Below are 14886 nucleotides of genomic sequence, written 5' to 3'. Positions count from 1 at the left end.
CTTCAACTCCTTTAGTAATTCTTACGCAATTGGCTCTTATATAACTTTTAGTGTACAGCTTTACCGCAAATCTGGTAACATAATCTTGATTATACGATAAAACACCCTGAGGTATATAGGGCTGTTGACAAACAGAATGTTGCCAACAGCCCCATATACCCTCAGGGTGTTTCCTTGATTAATAACCTACATCAGATGTGTAATTGTTGTTTGCGTTCCAAAGCAGGAATTCGTCCACGCCGTTATCTTTCAAAGCGCGAATTTGTTCCTCCACTTCATGCTTGCCATATTTAATGTAACCAGGGACCCAAGAAGCGGTGAAATCTTGAATCCAGGGGCGGACAATGGGCTTCCAACCCTTCTTGTCAATCGCCTCCAATTTTTTCGTTGTATCCTTCGAGGCACCGTTAATCGTTACATAAGGAGCAGCATCCGGTACTTTAGCACCAAACCAGCCTGTGCTATAGTGACTCGGATAAATCATTGGCGAAATGACATCGACATTTTGAGAAATTTTTTCGAAATCCTGCCCGATACCCTCGGCTGCTGGCACTGATGCCGCATAACCGAAAATATCAACCGAAACACGAACACCAAGGGGCTGTAACTGTTCTTTGGCATACTTGACGAATGAAGCGACAGCATCAATGCGAGCGCGATCATCTTTTGTGTATTTGAGCGTATCGGCTCTTTTCTCAAAGCCCTCCGGGAACCGGACGTAGTCGAACTGAATTTCTTTGAATCCGGCTTTTACCGCTTCTTTGGCTACTGCGATGTTGTAATCCCATACTTCTTTGTTATATGGGTTTACGAAACTGTCAGGCGGATTTTTGCCATTGCCCCAGACAGTGCCGTCCGGATTAACAAAGGATAATTCTGGTTTCTTCTTAGCAAGAATGGTGTCTTTGAAAACAACGATGCGTGCAATGGGATAAATGTTATGTTCATTAAGGCTACTCATCAAGCTTGGCATATTGCCAATAATTTTCTGGGTGGTGCCCATCGCGTCCAGTTCGGCATTGCCAGTTTCCCAAGTGATGTAACCCCAATCATCTTTGACGTCGATGACCATTGCATTCAGTTCCGTGTCGTCCATTAATTTCATAAGGGTGCCCAGACGAGATCCTCCGGCACTATGCGCCGTGACATATACACCTTTGACTTTTGGAGCGTCTTTTTGCGGATCAAGCTTGTTAACAGGAGCGAGAGGATCTGTTGGGTCTTGTGTTGGGGCAGGTTGAACGATAGCTACCGCATTCTTAGCATCCAAAGATGCTTGAACAAGCTGCTCAAAGCTAGCGTCCGGGTTGGCAGCAGTAACATTGCCCCAAATCAGGGCAAGTGAAGCAAGTAAAATTTCCATGAAGTATAAGTCCTCTCCTATCTTGTTCTAGCTTCATTATAAAGCAAGCGGTACATGCAGCACAGAGGAAATTTGTAGAGGGATGTAGAAAGAAGGTAGACGTTGTTGAAAGTTGATAAGCAAATTATTTCGTTGTCAGGTGTTAACTTTTTTTACTATGCTTCAAGTGCTATTTTATTGCCCTATTTGCCCCTTTATTTGCAAACAAAAGGCTACACAGCAGCAGAAATTGGACTGTTAATGATGATAGGTCCGTTCATCTCCATATTTGCGCAGCCCTTCTGGGGGTATGTAAGCGACAGATTTAATTCAGTGAAAAATATCGTCTTTTTACTGTGGGTACTTTCGTTATTGGGCAGTTTTGGACTCTTTCTAACGAATGGCTTCGGGCTCACGCTAGGCTTCATTCTGCTGCTCTATTTCTTCTTGCTGCCGTCGATTCCGCTCATCGATAATTTGGTCGTGAAATCAACAGCCGGACGCGGAATGTCCTATGGATCTGTTCGGGTATGGGGTTCCATTGGCTTTTCGGGAGTTGCTTTAATTTCGGGGCTGCTGCTTGATGAATTAGGCGGGGTGGCCAGAATTCCATACTTTTATTGGGTTCTATGGATTTTTCCGTTCCTGTTTCTTGCCTTTATCAAGGATGAGAAGAGCAGCGGACAGCGGATTACGTTAAGTGCGATCGGTATTATTTTTAAAAGCAAAAGCTTCTTGTGGTTCATGTTAATGATCCTGATCATTTCGATACCGCATCGCATGAATGATGCGCTGTTAGGTTTATATCTCAATAAACTAGGTGCTACGGACGCGATGGTAAGCTGGGCATGGGCGATTGCGGCATGCAGTGAAATTCCTGTATTTGCCTTAATTAATCGCTATATTCATCGCTATCATGAGCTGACTATTCTCGGTATCGTCGCAATCATCTATACGGTTCGTTGGATTCTTTACTCTGTCATCACCGATCCTTGGGTACTAATCGGGCTGCAAGTGACACAAATGCTCACCTTCGCAGTGTTGTGGATTGTAGCTGTTCAATATGTCGTTCGTTTGCTGCCGGAGCAGTTTGGTTCAACGGGACAGTCGATACTTGCCATGGTGTTCATGGGGCTTGCCGGAATTATCGGCGGCTCGATAGGCGGATGGTTGAGCGAACAGTGGGGGGGCGCCAGCATGTACGTATTTGCGACAGTGATGTCAGCTATAGCGGCAGTTATGTTCCTTGGTACACAGGCGGTTATGCGCGGCAGAAGTTGAAATGAAATAAAAAGCACCCGGCATGCCGGGTGCTTATCATTTATTTGTGAACCTGACCTGCTTCTGTATTCGTTACTTCTGCAGGATTAATCTCTTTACGAGCCGGTACAGGCTGATCATCAGAAGTGTTGTTACCGCCGTTCCCATTCGTTGCATCTTTGAATTCACGAAACATTTTGCCAAAACCTCTGCCAAGCTCAGGCAGTTTATTAGGCCCAAACAAAAGAAGGGCAACAATTGCAATTAAGATGATGTGCCAAGGAGATAATGCTCCCATGCTAGACACCTCCAATAATTTATCTTAAGCACTATTATACCATGCTCTTATCATAACCTATATACCCTAATTATTACAAACTGGATAACAATGAATAAATATTCTTGCCAAAATCAGAAAAAGACGCCCTTTAATGATACAGGGCGTCTTTATGATGTTCCGAAATGCTGAATTGAATAATCTCCATGACATCTTCTGCCTCTAGCGCCTCGATACCGAACCGAAGGACGATCTCAGAGTCCAGCTCACAGCTGGTTAAGAAGGGGTACAACTCGGGTGTTAATTTCATTACAATCCTGGATAATTTGACTGTTTCCACAAGCATCACCCTTCCAATCATAAGATTAGAATAAGAACTACGCCTGAACCACTCACGATGAAACCAGAACTATATGAAATTACAATCATTATAACACAATTTAATCCGGAAGAAAGAGGCGGGTTACACGATTTACGATTTCAGCTTGCGGAATTCGCCGACGACACCGACTGTTTCAACGATATTTACGAACGCTTTTGGGTCTATCTTCTTGATAATTCGTTTTAGTTCAGCTAGCTCATAACGAGTAGTGACAGTCATGAGCATATCATGTTGTTGTTTCGTATAAGCGCCTTCAGTTTTTACTAGTGTGACACCTCTTGGAAGCTGCAGCAGCTCATGAGTCAACTCATCCTTCTGTTTCGTAACAATGAATGCCGTCACCTTAACGTGGCGAATATGTACCGTATCGACGACTTTACCACAGATATAGATGGCTAACATGGAAAAGAGGGCAAGGTCCCAATTATGCTTAAAATAACCAAGTGCGACAATGACGATGCCGTTCATGCCGGATATAATGTTTCCAAGTGGAAAATCGAATTTACGTGTCAGGATTAAACCTACAATATCAAAGCCGCCGGTGGAACCGCCGATCCTTAAGGTAATACCGCTTCCGATCCCGATCAATACGCCACCGAATACTGCGCCAAGGATAGGCTCTTGTGCAACATAGCTCGTAGGGAGCACCTGCATCAACCACGAGGTTAAAATAACGGATGCAACGCTGATCATGATGAATCTGCGCCCTATCGAAATCATACCCCAAATCATGAGTGGCAAGTTAAAGATTAAATATAATAAGCCAATATTCCAGTTCGTAAAATAGCCGATAATCATGGCGAATCCCGAAACCCCGCCGCTAAGCAGCTGGTGAGGAATGAGAAACATGTTGAAGCCGACGGCTACAAGCAGAGCGCCAACTAAAATGATGACGGCATCCAGCGCTTTTTTCAAAAAAAATCACCTCTAAAATAGTATGCAGCATAATGCAAGTATAATTCATTCTTTCAAAACTTCAATCATTATTTAACCTTCGTTCAATAAAAGTTTTTGGAAATAAAAAAAGCTGTGTCCATTCCGTGGACAACAGCTTTTAAATAAGAATTAGCGCCTTTTGAAGGAGCCGGTCTTCTTCGATGTGCTTGGCTTGGTGGTTGAAGGCTTCGTCACCTTATTCGGTGTGGAGCCATCGTTTTTGCGGGCCGTCGATGAGCTTCCTGAGCTTGGGTTTGCCGTCCCGCTCTTGAAGGTCCCCGTCCGATCGGAGGTTGTCGGCTTTTTGTCCTTAGATGTGTCGGTCGTCGGCGCAGTCGCTTTGCCGCTACCGGCATTATAAGTTGGCGTCCGCGTGTAGCCTCTATAATCATAAGATCCTTTGTTATTGAACCAATTGCCTCCGAACAAGGATTGCAGCAGCGTAGCTGTTAAATACCCTTGTAAAAATGAGGAATCGTAATGGGTTTTGGCATACTCGATACTGTCTACCTGAACAAGCGTATTCTTGTTTTCATTAGGATCTTTCTGGATGTTGATGACTTTATCGCTATAAACAAGGAACATTTGATCTTCGGATTCCTTGCTTTTTTCTTTCGGTGACTCTTTCGCGGCAAGCTCAGTTGCGACGGTAGGGACATTTTTGCCTTCGACTAAATATACTTTAGAAAGGTTAGTGCCTTTGCCCTCTACACTAACAAGGGGATACTCATCTTTGATATAACGTACGGCATCAGCGCCACACCCGGTTAGAAGGGCGATGATCAATACGAAGTAAAGCCATGATGTCCATCTTTTCACTTTACAGTAAACCCTCCTTTTGGGGTATGACTCAATGATAACATAGGTCGTTTAAGGCGTCGATTTTAAAAATTTAATCTGATTCCCTGGCGTGCGTTCTCCTTCAAGGGCGATAAACTTACCATCCTGCCACTGAAGGAAGAAAAATCTGCGATCCGGGCCGAAATAGCGCCAAAAGATAACATCATCACCACTGCGGAAATCGGTATTTCCTTCCGTCCGCGTAACATCATTGCGATGAAACTCCAAGTCGAACATGACGTCAGCATCTAATTCTAATCGAGTTGGAACATCATTGGGATCATCGAGCGCGCCTTCAATGAAGCTGCAAAGGAAACAATCATAGGTTCGTCCTTTTTCCACAATCAGACACTGAATATTTTTGCCGCTTTGCAAATAATAAGCGTAGCGATGCGGAGCAAAACCCCGGTCGAAATAAATGACTTTACCGGATACGACGTATTCCTCTAAGTCTACATTTACAATATCCCCAACTCTGGCATCTTCGAGCGGATTACCGGCGGGGGTTGTATCCGGCACTTGTTTCTGACTTCGCAAAATGCTGCTTACTCGTTTAAATATGGACATTGTAAAACTCTCCTCTGTTCCGAATATTGTTCTACCATGTAATACGCTTAGCTTATGCGTAAGGTTTCGTTCTCATCATTCGTTCTCTTCGTGAAAGCAGCCTCTGGTATTGTGCATATGACTTGTGCTATAATATTTTAGATGTTCTTAAGGGCGGCCCATTGGATCATGGAAGATGATGAATCGAAATGTTATCCACCAAGAAACTATAGACACGGATAGGAAGTCGTACTTAAGGGTAAAAAAGATACAAGGCATTAGCCTGCCCTGTACAAAAGGAGATTGAATTTATTTGAAAACATTTCAGGAGTTTGGTTTAGAGCCGGCGATTCTACGTGCGGTAACGGAGATGGGTTTTGAAGAATCCACACCGATTCAAGAAAAAACAATTCCGTTAGCGATGGAAGGCCGGGATTTGATCGGTCAAGCACAAACAGGTACTGGTAAAACAGCTGCTTTCGGTATCCCGCTTATCCACAAAATTAATATGAAAGAAGAGCGCATTTCCGCTCTTATTATGTGTCCAACACGGGAACTTGCCATCCAGGTTGCGGAAGAGATTGAAAAGCTCGGCCGTTTCAAAGGCATTCGTTCCTTACCGATTTACGGTGGACAGGATATTGTTAAACAAATTCGCGCGCTCAAAAAGAAACCGCAAATCATCATCGGTACGCCTGGTCGTTTGCTAGATCACATTAACCGCAAAACGATTAAGCTTGATGATGTTCAAACGGTAATTCTGGATGAAGCTGATGAAATGCTTGACATGGGCTTCATGGATGATATCCAATCCATTTTGAAGCTCGTTCCGGAAGAGCGCCACACGATGCTGTTCTCCGCAACAATGCCAGCGAACATTCAAAGATTGGCTCAACAATTCCTGCGTAATCCTGAGCATGTATCGGTTATCCCGAAACAAGTCAGCGCGCCATTGATTGATCAAGCTTATATCGAACTACACGAAAAGCAAAAATTCGAAGCATTAAGCCGCTTGCTTGATATGGAAGCTCCGGAACTGGCCATCATCTTCGGACGTACGAAACGCCGCGTTGATGAATTAGCGGAAGCTCTACAAAAAAGAGGCTATGCAGCTGAAGGTTTGCACGGGGACTTGTCCCAAAATCAACGTGACAATGTCATGAGAAAATTCCGTGACGGAAGCATCGATGTGCTCGTTGCAACAGACGTTGCGGCTCGCGGTCTTGATGTATCCGGTGTAACGCACGTTATCAACTTTGACCTTCCGCAAGATCCTGAAAGCTACGTTCACCGTATCGGTCGTACGGGACGTGCTGGTAAAGAAGGTACAGCTTGGACATTCGTAACACCTAGAGAGATTGATCACCTGCACTTCATCGAGAAAGTTACTCGTCATAAAATTAGCAAGAAGCCACTGCCTAGCTTGGCTGAAGCAATCGAAGGCAAACAAAAAATGACAGCTGAGCGAATTCTGGATGTGCTTCAAAATGATGCGCAATTCGAATTCAAAGGCTTGGCTATCCAAATGCTGGAGCAATATGATTCCGTCAACTTGCTTGCAGCTGCTATGAAGCTTTTGACAGGCGACAAAAAAGAATTAAACATCGAATTGACACCGGAAGATCCGATCCGTGCCAGAAAGAAAAAATTCGATGTACGCAGTTCAGGCCGTCGCGTTGGCGGTGGATATGGTTCCGGTTCAGGAGATCGTCGTCAAGGCGGTTACAGCTCTGGCGGTTCCGGCAGTTCCAATTCCCGTTACCCGCGTAAAGATGGCAGAGATTACGGTTCAAACAGAGACGGTGGAGAAGGACGCAGCTCCTCTTCCAGAAATCGTGAATACGGAAGCAACAATCCGGGCAACCGCGATCGTTCAAGAGCTCCTCGTAAAAGCGAAGACACTTTGGTGAACAAATAAGGGTTTACACCCATACAAATAAAGGCGGAGATCCTTGATGGATCTTCGCCTTTTTACAATAGTAGTTGTGATAAAAATTTGGGAGTTGTTCCATTAATAATACTATCTTATGTAAAAGCACCTAGAACGACTAGACGTCTACCTATATGTTCAAAAATAGGCTATAATTAAATCTATAGTTGGCAAGACAAGCTATTGAGAACGCATGGACAATCAACGTAGAAAGTTTCCTAAAGGAAACGCTAAGGAGGAAGCGGTTTTGGAGTTTAGAGGAGTTATGGGAGGACTTTACAAAATATCAGAATGGATCATGCGTTTATCGGTGATTAATCTGTTGTGGATGTTGTGTTCCATTCCGGTTTTCTTTTTTGCTTTTATGGGATTGGTGAGTCAATCGCCTGACGGACTGAAAGCCATGTTACCGATCATTGCTATTTTGGCACCGTTTACTTTATTCCCGGCGACAACGGCCATGTTTGCAGTTGCTAGGAAATGGGTTACTGGAGAAGAAGATGTTCCTCTGCTCAAAACATTTTTCCGCGGATATAAAGAAAATTACGTACAGAGCATGGTTGGCGGCATTTTCTTCGTTATCATTTTCGTAATCATTAGTGTGAACTACTTCTTTTACTTAAAGCAAGGAAGTTCGCTTAAAGTATTGGCCGTTCTGTTCATTGCTTTCACGGTCATAATGATTATTGCCTTATTCAATTTCTTTTCGATCATGGTTCATTTGCATATGAAGATTTTCCAGATTTTAAAAAATTCTGTTCTGATCTCCATTGGAAATCCAATCAACTCCATCGTGTTATTGCTTTGTAATGGAGCGATTTTCTACATTTGTATAACGAAATTCAATTTCTTCCTGGTGGTTTTCTTCATGGGAAGCATTATGGCGACTTTTTCCTTCTGGCAGTTTAACCGCAGCTTCACTAAACTGCAAATTAAGCAGCAAGAGCTGGAAGAAAAAGAACAGCAGAGACTTGCGGAAGCTGAAGAAGGCGAAGATAGTAATGAAGATGGGGCAGAAGACAAAGATTCTGTTGTTAACCTGCATAAAAAGGATGAAAAGGATAGAGAATAAACCTACCAGTTGATTATCAGCCGGTACAGCACTATAATAAGAAATACAAAAGAATCCTGCGATGTACGTAACGGTTTTAAGTTGTTTTAAACCAATGACTGTTTCTAGGGAGACCTAAATCGAAGTGTGGCTGACATGCCCTCGAAAGGGGACCTCAAATACACTTCTGCGGACACCCACCTGCGAGAGCGGGTTTGAAGCACAAAAACCGGACGGCATAGGCGGGTTTCTTTGCGTTCTTAAGCATAAAACAAATAAGCGGTTGAGCAGGAGATTTCCTGTTCAACCGCTTTTTTAGTTCTAAGAATTAAGAATGACCGGCAAGGTCGCTTAATTGGTGAAAAGTATGTTGAAGGGTACCATAGAGACCGCGATAGATTTGATAATAGGACTCATATTTACTTTGATTATCAGCATTTGGCTCAACGCGATCTGTGACTTGGATCCACTTCTCACAAAGCGATGTGATGTCTTCTCCTAAGACTCCGGAGGCTGCCATGATGGCAGCGCCATAGGCCGGACCGTCTGTGGAGTTGACAGTGACGACAGGGATGCCGAAGATGTCGGCAATCATTTGACGCCAGAACGGGCTTCTAGCACCGCCTCCGTTCACGCGAAGTTCGGTCACTTCGACACCGGACTCCCGGATTAATTGAAGGGAATCGCGAAGCCCGAACGTAATGCCTTCAAGAACGGCACGGGTAAGATGGGCTTTGCCGTGTCTAAGATTGAGCCCGATGAATGCACCGCGGGCTTTAGGGTCTGGGTGCGGCGTCCGCTCACCGGACAAGTAAGGCAGGAACAGCAAGCCTTCGCTCCCCAGGGGAGCGGTAGAGGCTTCGGATGTCAAGATCTCGTAGACATCCTTGCCTTCCTGCTGCGCACGCTCCAACTCCTCGTGTGCGAAGTGGTTGCGCCACCACTGGAACGAGCCGCCGGCCGCCAGCATAACCCCCATGCGGTGCCATTTGCCTGGCACGCCGTGACAGAAAGAATGAAGCCGGTATGCTTCATCCACTTGATACGAGTCGTCATGAACGAAGACGACTCCGGACGTACCGAGCGCCACCGACGCGATGCCCTGGCGAACGACGCCGACACCTACGGCGCCGCATGCTTGGTCTCCGCCGCCGGCTACAATCGGCGTACCTGCGGTTAGGCCCGTGAGGCTGGCTGCTTCCGGCAGCAGATGACCGGCTACGTCGCCGGATTCAAACAGCGGCGGCAGCCACTCCAGCGGGATCTCCAGCCGCTCGGCAACGGTTTGGGACCAGCTGCGGTGTGCGACATCCAGCAGCAGCGTGCCGCTTGCGTCGGCCATGTCCATGCCGAACGCACCCGTCAGGCGCAGCCTGACGTAGTCCTTCGGCAGCAGCAGATGCCGAACGCGTTTGTAGTTCTCCGGCTCGTGCTGCCGGAGCCAAATGACTTTGGGCGCGGTGAAGCCGGTCAGCGCCCTGTTGCCTGTCAGTCGGCCGAGTTCGGCTTCGCCGACGGTCGACTCGATGTAGGCGCACTGCTCCGCGGTGCGCTGATCGCACCAGAGCAGCGCAGGACGGATGACCTGCTGCGCCTCGTCAAGGAAGACAGAGCCGTGCATCTGTCCGGAGAAACCGATCCCCGCAACATCGCTGCCAGCAATGTTTGTTTTCGTTAAGAGGGCGCGGATGCCCTCTATCGTGGCGTTCCACCAGTCCTCAGGATGCTGCTCAGCCCAACCGGGATGAGGCTGTTGAAGCGGGTATTCGACGCTATGACTGTCAATGACAGTTCCTGAGTCATTCACAAGTATGCATTTAACTGCAGAAGTTCCTAAATCTAAGCCCATGAAATACGACATAAGAATTCACCCTTTGTTGATTATGATAGAATGTTGTTCTGGATAATCTTTGTTTGTTTAATAAATATACAAAGATGACTCATTTAATATATTCGCAAGAAAAGGATAAATTCCTTCTTTTCGAAAGATGATTTCCATGTTTTTAATTAAATGATCTGTTGCAGCAGAGCGAGAGTGTGAATGCGAAGGGCAAACCCACTCGCCGCTATTGACTTGTAATGCCCTTGATTAGGGAGACAAATAAGCAAATAACGGCCGCTGAGTCCATTACCACATCAAATGCATCTCATGCCATTGGACTCCTCCGTGTTCGGATGCTGATGGGGAGAGATAACAAAACCCGTGCTTTTTATAGAATGGAATTAAGTGCTCCTCGCACATTAGAACGATACCTGCTAAGCCCTCTTCTCTGGCTGTATCGATGATTTGCTTGAGGAGCTGTGAGGCAATGCCTTGACGTTGATAATTAGGATGGACAGCAATCGTAAGCAAACAAAAGTATCTCCCGTTTACATCATATTCTACACCTTGTTTGATACTCTCATCAGCGAGGTCCTTATGATTTAGTTTCACACCATTAGCCACTCCGACGATTGGATGCTCGGAACCAAATTCTGTTTCGGCCACCAGGAAGTAGGAGCCGAACACCTGCTTTCTCATCTGAAAAGCTTCCCGTGTAGCGGCGGATTCTTTCGCATAGACGGTCATTTCAATGTCGTGAGCTTCGAGTAACTCTAGATTATTAGCAATTGGACGAATATTCATATCGGATGAGGCTCCTTTTTCTTAAGTTTTTCCCATGGGAAAATTTATTTCGTATGCACATAAGTGTTTGCCTATAGCATAGTATAGGTTTATATAGTATAATTCTAAATAAAAAGTTTCCCTAGGACAACATTATTGGTCTTACGAAAGAAGGAGATAGATATGGAAGCAGCTTATAAAGAAACCGAGCAGGAACGGAAAGGCTGGAGAAGGAAATCCTCTTTGCCCAGCTTACCTGAGGTTCATCAAAGTATGCGAGTGCCTAAGAAGGCTGGATTTTTCCGTAAATTGCTTGCTTTCGTTGGTCCTGGCTACCTTGTAGCGGTAGGATATATGGATCCCGGTAACTGGGCGACCGATCTGGCAGGGGGTTCACAATTTGGTTATACACTTTTGTCCGTAATTTTAATATCAAACCTGATGGCTATTCTCCTGCAGGCTTTAGCTGGCCGCTTAGGTATTGTAACAGGACGTGACTTAGCGCAAGCTTGTCGGGACCATTACAGTAAACCTGTGTCGTTTGTGCTATGGGTGCTATGTGAATTAGCGATTGCGGCATGTGATTTAGCTGAAGTCATCGGCGCGGCGATCGCTTTGAATTTGCTGTTCGGGATTCCGTTGATATATGGCGTTATTTTAACGTCTATAGATGTTCTGTTAGTTCTTATGCTGCAAAAAAGAGGCTTCCGATACATTGAAGCAATGGTTATCAGCTTGATTGCCCTAATTACTTTTTGCTTCGTAATGGAACTGATATTTTCAAGACCTGATTTTGCGGCTGTGGCAGCGGGCTTCATCCCAAGAACTGAAATTGTAACTAACCCTGCGATGCTGTACATTGCTCTTGGTATTCTGGGGGCGACGGTCATGCCTCATAATTTATATTTACATTCTTCGATTGTACAGACGCGTAAAATTGAACCGACCATTGAAGGAAAACGCGAAGCGATAAAATTCGCTACCATTGATTCTACTGTCGCTTTAATGCTAGCATTATTCGTCAACGCGGCTATTCTCATTCTCTCGGCAGCAGCTTTTCATTCGGCTGGTAAGGAAGTAGCCGAGATCCAAGATGCTTATCATCTATTAGGGCCAATGCTTGGAACTGGCGCCGCGAGTATTTTATTTGCCGTTGCTTTGCTGGCTTCAGGGCAAAATTCTACGCTTACAGGCACCTTAGCCGGACAGATTGTCATGGAGGGCTTCCTGAACATCAGACTTTCACCATGGTTGCGCCGCTTAATTACACGGATGATTGCAATCATTCCAGCGGTCATTGTGATTGGCATTTATGGTGAAAGTGGTGCTACGGATTTACTTATTCTAAGTCAAGTCATCCTATCGCTGCAGCTTTCCTTTGCTGTTATCCCGCTTGTTAAGTTTACATCGGACCGGAAAAAGATGGGTGAGCTTGTAACACCGAAGTGGATGATTGTGCTTAGTTGGTTTGTTGCGATATTGATTGCCGTCTTAAATGCTTATTTGCTATACAGCACCTTTTTTGGTTAATAATTAGAAACATCTGGAAACAGAAGCGGAGTAATCCCATTGATTTCATTTTCCCTCTTTTTCTTATCCCCAAACAGTGGTAATATAGAGAACAGTGTAGAGATGGCAAGCGGTCTAAATGCACTTCATTGAAGGGGGAAAAGGCTTTTGCTTAAGAGAACTTTAATCGGATTACTTCGCAGTCACGAAACGACCGGAGATAAAGCCAAAGATCCTTTGCTTAAAACAAGATATTATAAGCTTCCCAAAGATCAGGTGTGGGAAGAGGTCACGGCTGTTCTGAAAAAAACACCGGGGTATAAGCTGCTGCACGAAGTTCAAAATGTAGGCGAGATTCTCGCGGAACGCAAAACAATGACAGGCAGGACACAAGATGTTACTTTGACACTGTTTGCGATCAATCCCGTGAAAACTGCGGTGGACATTTATTCGGCATCCCGCGGTTCGATGGGAGATCTGGGCTCCAACTACCGTACGATTATAGATATTTATAAACAATTAGACCGAAAACTAGCTCAATATAAAATTGAAGGATAATAAAAACAGCAGGGAAGCTAGGCCTCCTTGCTGTTTTATTTGTGTGTATTAAACTAGTTTTTTGACTGCTTCAACGGCAGCTTCGTAGTTAGGGTGAGCTGTCATTTCGCCCAAGTACTCTACGTATTGAACCGTATCGTTTGCATCAATGACGAAAATGGAACGCATATCAAGTTGAAGCTCTTTGATTAATACGCCGTATGCTTCGCCGAAGGATTTTGTTTTGTAATCGGACAAAGTGATAACTTTATCGATTCCTGCAGCACCGCACCAGCGGGATTGTGCGAAAGGAAGATCCACGCTAATTGTCAGAACAGCAACATTGTCGCCAAGGCCAGCTGCTTCTTCATTGAAGCGGCGAGTTTGTGCGTCACAAACGCCTGTATCCAAAGATGGAACTACGCTGATCAGCTTTACTTTACCAGCATAATCTGCCAAAGTTACTTGAGTCATCAAATCTTTGTTCACAGTGAAGTCAGGTGCTTTGTCACCTACTTTAATTTCAGGTCCTACCAAGGTGATCGGGTTACCTTTGAGGGTAGCAACACCAGTGCGGTCTTGTGCCATTTGAACAGTTCCTCCTTTAATTTCCATGCAAGATAACAACTTTTTTATTATAAGCTTTTTGATCTTAAGTTGTCCAATTGATGCTGTGAAGCTATAATTTAGATGCATAAAATGTAGACAGAATCGTAATTCTGTAAGAAAAGTCGGAGGATTTATCCAAGTGGAATTAAGACAATTGCAGTACTTTGTGAAAGTTGCAAGAAAACAGCATGTGACCCAAGCTGCGGAAGAAATGCATGTGGCACAATCGGCTGTTAGTCGCCAGATTCATCTGTTGGAAGAGGAGCTGGGCGTTAATTTGTTTGTTCAAAAAGGGCGTAACCTGCATCTCACTTCAGTTGGCCATTTATTCTTGAGCCGCATCGAGGGGATATTAACGGATTTGGAACGCGCGGTAGGTGAGATGCATGAATTTCTAGATCCTGAAGCCGGCGAAATCCGTATTGGCTTCCCGCACAGCTTAGTCATTAATTTGCTTCCTGCGGTTGTTGCGTCTTTTAAGAAAGATCACCCTAATGTTAAATTTCGGCTGCGTCAAGGAACTTACACGTCCTTGATTCGAGATGTTTCAAAAGGTGAAATCGATCTTGCTTTCATTTCGCCATTCCCAGAGTCACACGAGCATGTGACGGGTGAATTATTACTGACAGAAGAGCTATACGCGATTATTCCGTCCAATCATATCCTTGCTGACTATACGTCGATTCGACTTGAACAACTTAAACATGAGAATTTTGTTATGTTTAGCGAAGAATATACGCTACGCTCGATCGTGATGGAGGCTTGTCTGAAGGCGGGGTTCGTTCCGAAAATTGAATTCGAAGGAGAAGAGACGGACACGATACGCGGTCTTGTTGCCGCGGGAATGGGTGTCAGCTTGCTGCCTTCTATGGCTTTAATTGAAGGCGGGCAGATGCAGCCTGCCAAAATTCGCGTGACGGATCCGCAAGTAACCCGAACCGTTGGATTAATCTCGCGGAAGGGCGAGAAGCTTCCGCTAGTGGCTGAAGTGTTCAGACGGTTTCTGCATGAATATTTTCAATAATAAAAGCTCTCCTTGTGTGTGTGATCCCACAGCACAAT

At 45.0% G+C, this 14886-nt stretch carries 15 protein-coding genes and 1 other RNA gene; 7 read left to right on the top strand and 9 right to left on the bottom strand.

Features of this window, described 5'->3' with window-relative positions:
• Positions 1 to 178 precede the first annotated feature (178 nt).
• On the bottom strand, positions 179 to 1363 hold the full coding sequence (locus tag J2Z65_RS13050; RefSeq protein ID WP_167060536.1) for a putative glycoside hydrolase: 1185 nt from the start codon (positions 1361 to 1363) through the stop codon (positions 179 to 181).
• 102 nt (positions 1364 to 1465) lie between these two features.
• Between J2Z65_RS13050 and J2Z65_RS13045 the strand changes: the two genes are divergently transcribed.
• Entirely contained in the window at positions 1466 to 2623 is a 1158-nt protein-coding gene (locus tag J2Z65_RS13045) for an MFS transporter (protein ID WP_240159804.1), read from the top strand.
• Positions 2624 to 2663: 40 nt separating this feature from the next.
• Here J2Z65_RS13045 and J2Z65_RS13040 read toward each other — a convergent pair whose 3' ends face one another.
• From J2Z65_RS13040 to J2Z65_RS13020, 5 genes are all read right to left on the bottom strand, one after another.
• Positions 2664 to 2900, bottom strand: a complete 237-nt coding sequence (locus J2Z65_RS13040) for a Sec-independent protein translocase subunit TatA/TatB (RefSeq protein WP_167060532.1) — start codon at positions 2898 to 2900, stop codon at positions 2664 to 2666.
• A 130-nt stretch (positions 2901 to 3030) separates the two neighbouring features.
• Positions 3031 to 3225: a hypothetical protein gene (locus J2Z65_RS13035; RefSeq protein WP_079413795.1), complete on the bottom strand. Its 195-nt coding sequence runs from the start codon at positions 3223 to 3225 to the stop codon at positions 3031 to 3033.
• Positions 3226 to 3351: 126 nt separating this feature from the next.
• Positions 3352 to 4176 (bottom strand): YitT family protein, encoded by an 825-nt coding sequence (locus J2Z65_RS13030; protein ID WP_167060529.1) that lies wholly within the window; start codon positions 4174 to 4176, stop codon positions 3352 to 3354.
• Positions 4177 to 4326: 150 nt separating this feature from the next.
• Positions 4327 to 5016 (bottom strand): DUF4247 domain-containing protein, encoded by a 690-nt coding sequence (locus tag J2Z65_RS13025; RefSeq protein ID WP_167060526.1) that lies wholly within the window; start codon positions 5014 to 5016, stop codon positions 4327 to 4329.
• Positions 5017 to 5067: 51 nt separating this feature from the next.
• Positions 5068 to 5604: a DUF4178 domain-containing protein gene (locus tag J2Z65_RS13020; protein WP_167060523.1), complete on the bottom strand. Its 537-nt coding sequence runs from the start codon at positions 5602 to 5604 to the stop codon at positions 5068 to 5070.
• Positions 5605 to 5896: 292 nt separating this feature from the next.
• Between J2Z65_RS13020 and cshA the strand changes: the two genes are divergently transcribed.
• The 3 genes from cshA to ssrS all read left to right on the top strand — a co-directional run bounded on the left by cshA (position 5897) and on the right by ssrS (position 8817).
• Entirely contained in the window at positions 5897 to 7501 is a 1605-nt protein-coding gene (gene cshA / locus J2Z65_RS13015; RefSeq protein WP_167060520.1) for a degradosome RNA helicase CshA, read from the top strand.
• Positions 7502 to 7760: 259 nt separating this feature from the next.
• Positions 7761 to 8585, top strand: a complete 825-nt coding sequence (locus J2Z65_RS13010; protein WP_167060516.1) for a YesL family protein — start codon at positions 7761 to 7763, stop codon at positions 8583 to 8585.
• Positions 8586 to 8635: 50 nt separating this feature from the next.
• Positions 8636 to 8817: non-coding RNA, 6S RNA (ssrS, locus tag J2Z65_RS13005), on the top strand.
• Between the two features lie 75 nt (positions 8818 to 8892).
• On the opposite strand, the gene xylB is transcribed toward ssrS, so the two are convergent.
• A complete protein-coding gene (gene xylB, locus J2Z65_RS13000) occupies positions 8893 to 10413 on the bottom strand; it encodes a xylulokinase (RefSeq protein WP_240159848.1) in 1521 nt (506 codons plus the stop codon).
• A 279-nt stretch (positions 10414 to 10692) separates the two neighbouring features.
• Entirely contained in the window at positions 10693 to 11190 is a 498-nt protein-coding gene (locus tag J2Z65_RS12995; protein WP_167060510.1) for a GNAT family N-acetyltransferase, read from the bottom strand.
• Positions 11191 to 11352: 162 nt separating this feature from the next.
• Here J2Z65_RS12995 and J2Z65_RS12990 point away from each other — a divergent pair, with 162 nt between their 5' ends.
• Entirely contained in the window at positions 11353 to 12699 is a 1347-nt protein-coding gene (locus J2Z65_RS12990; RefSeq protein ID WP_167060507.1) for an Nramp family divalent metal transporter, read from the top strand.
• A gap of 147 nt (positions 12700 to 12846) precedes the next feature.
• The gene (locus J2Z65_RS12985) at positions 12847 to 13236 is read left to right on the top strand and encodes a DUF1499 domain-containing protein (protein WP_167060504.1); all 390 of its coding nucleotides are present in this window, start codon (positions 12847 to 12849) and stop codon (positions 13234 to 13236) included.
• A 48-nt stretch (positions 13237 to 13284) separates the two neighbouring features.
• Here the strand turns inward: J2Z65_RS12985 and tpx are convergent, their stop codons facing one another.
• A complete protein-coding gene (gene tpx / locus J2Z65_RS12980) occupies positions 13285 to 13803 on the bottom strand; it encodes a thiol peroxidase (protein WP_167060501.1) in 519 nt (172 codons plus the stop codon).
• Positions 13804 to 13963: 160 nt separating this feature from the next.
• Between tpx and gltC the strand changes: the two genes are divergently transcribed.
• The gene (gene gltC / locus J2Z65_RS12975) at positions 13964 to 14848 is read left to right on the top strand and encodes a glutamate biosynthesis transcriptional regulator GltC (protein WP_167060498.1); all 885 of its coding nucleotides are present in this window, start codon (positions 13964 to 13966) and stop codon (positions 14846 to 14848) included.
• Positions 14849 to 14886 lie beyond the last annotated feature (38 nt).

The organism is Paenibacillus aceris, from assembly GCF_017874035.1.
Taxonomy (GTDB): domain Bacteria; phylum Bacillota; class Bacilli; order Paenibacillales; family NBRC-103111; genus Paenibacillus_E; species Paenibacillus_E aceris.
This window is presented reverse-complemented; position numbering and strand designations above follow the sequence as displayed.

Excerpts from the sequence above, each read along its gene's own strand:
- J2Z65_RS13050 (WP_167060536.1), bottom strand. The coding sequence starts at position 1,363 with ATGGAAATTTTACTTGCTTCACTTGCCCTGATTTGGGGCAATGTTACT.
- J2Z65_RS13040 (WP_167060532.1), bottom strand. The coding sequence starts at position 2,900 with ATGGGAGCATTATCTCCTTGGCACATCATCTTAATTGCAATTGTTGCC.
- J2Z65_RS13035 (WP_079413795.1), bottom strand. The coding sequence starts at position 3,225 with ATGCTTGTGGAAACAGTCAAATTATCCAGGATTGTAATGAAATTAACA.
- J2Z65_RS13020 (WP_167060523.1), bottom strand. The coding sequence starts at position 5,604 with ATGTCCATATTTAAACGAGTAAGCAGCATTTTGCGAAGTCAGAAACAA.
- xylB (WP_240159848.1), bottom strand. The coding sequence starts at position 10,413 with ATGGGCTTAGATTTAGGAACTTCTGCAGTTAAATGCATACTTGTGAAT.
- J2Z65_RS12995 (WP_167060510.1), bottom strand. The coding sequence starts at position 11,190 with ATGAATATTCGTCCAATTGCTAATAATCTAGAGTTACTCGAAGCTCAC.
- J2Z65_RS12990 (WP_167060507.1), top strand. The coding sequence starts at position 11,353 with ATGGAAGCAGCTTATAAAGAAACCGAGCAGGAACGGAAAGGCTGGAGA.
- tpx (WP_167060501.1), bottom strand. The coding sequence starts at position 13,803 with ATGGCACAAGACCGCACTGGTGTTGCTACCCTCAAAGGTAACCCGATC.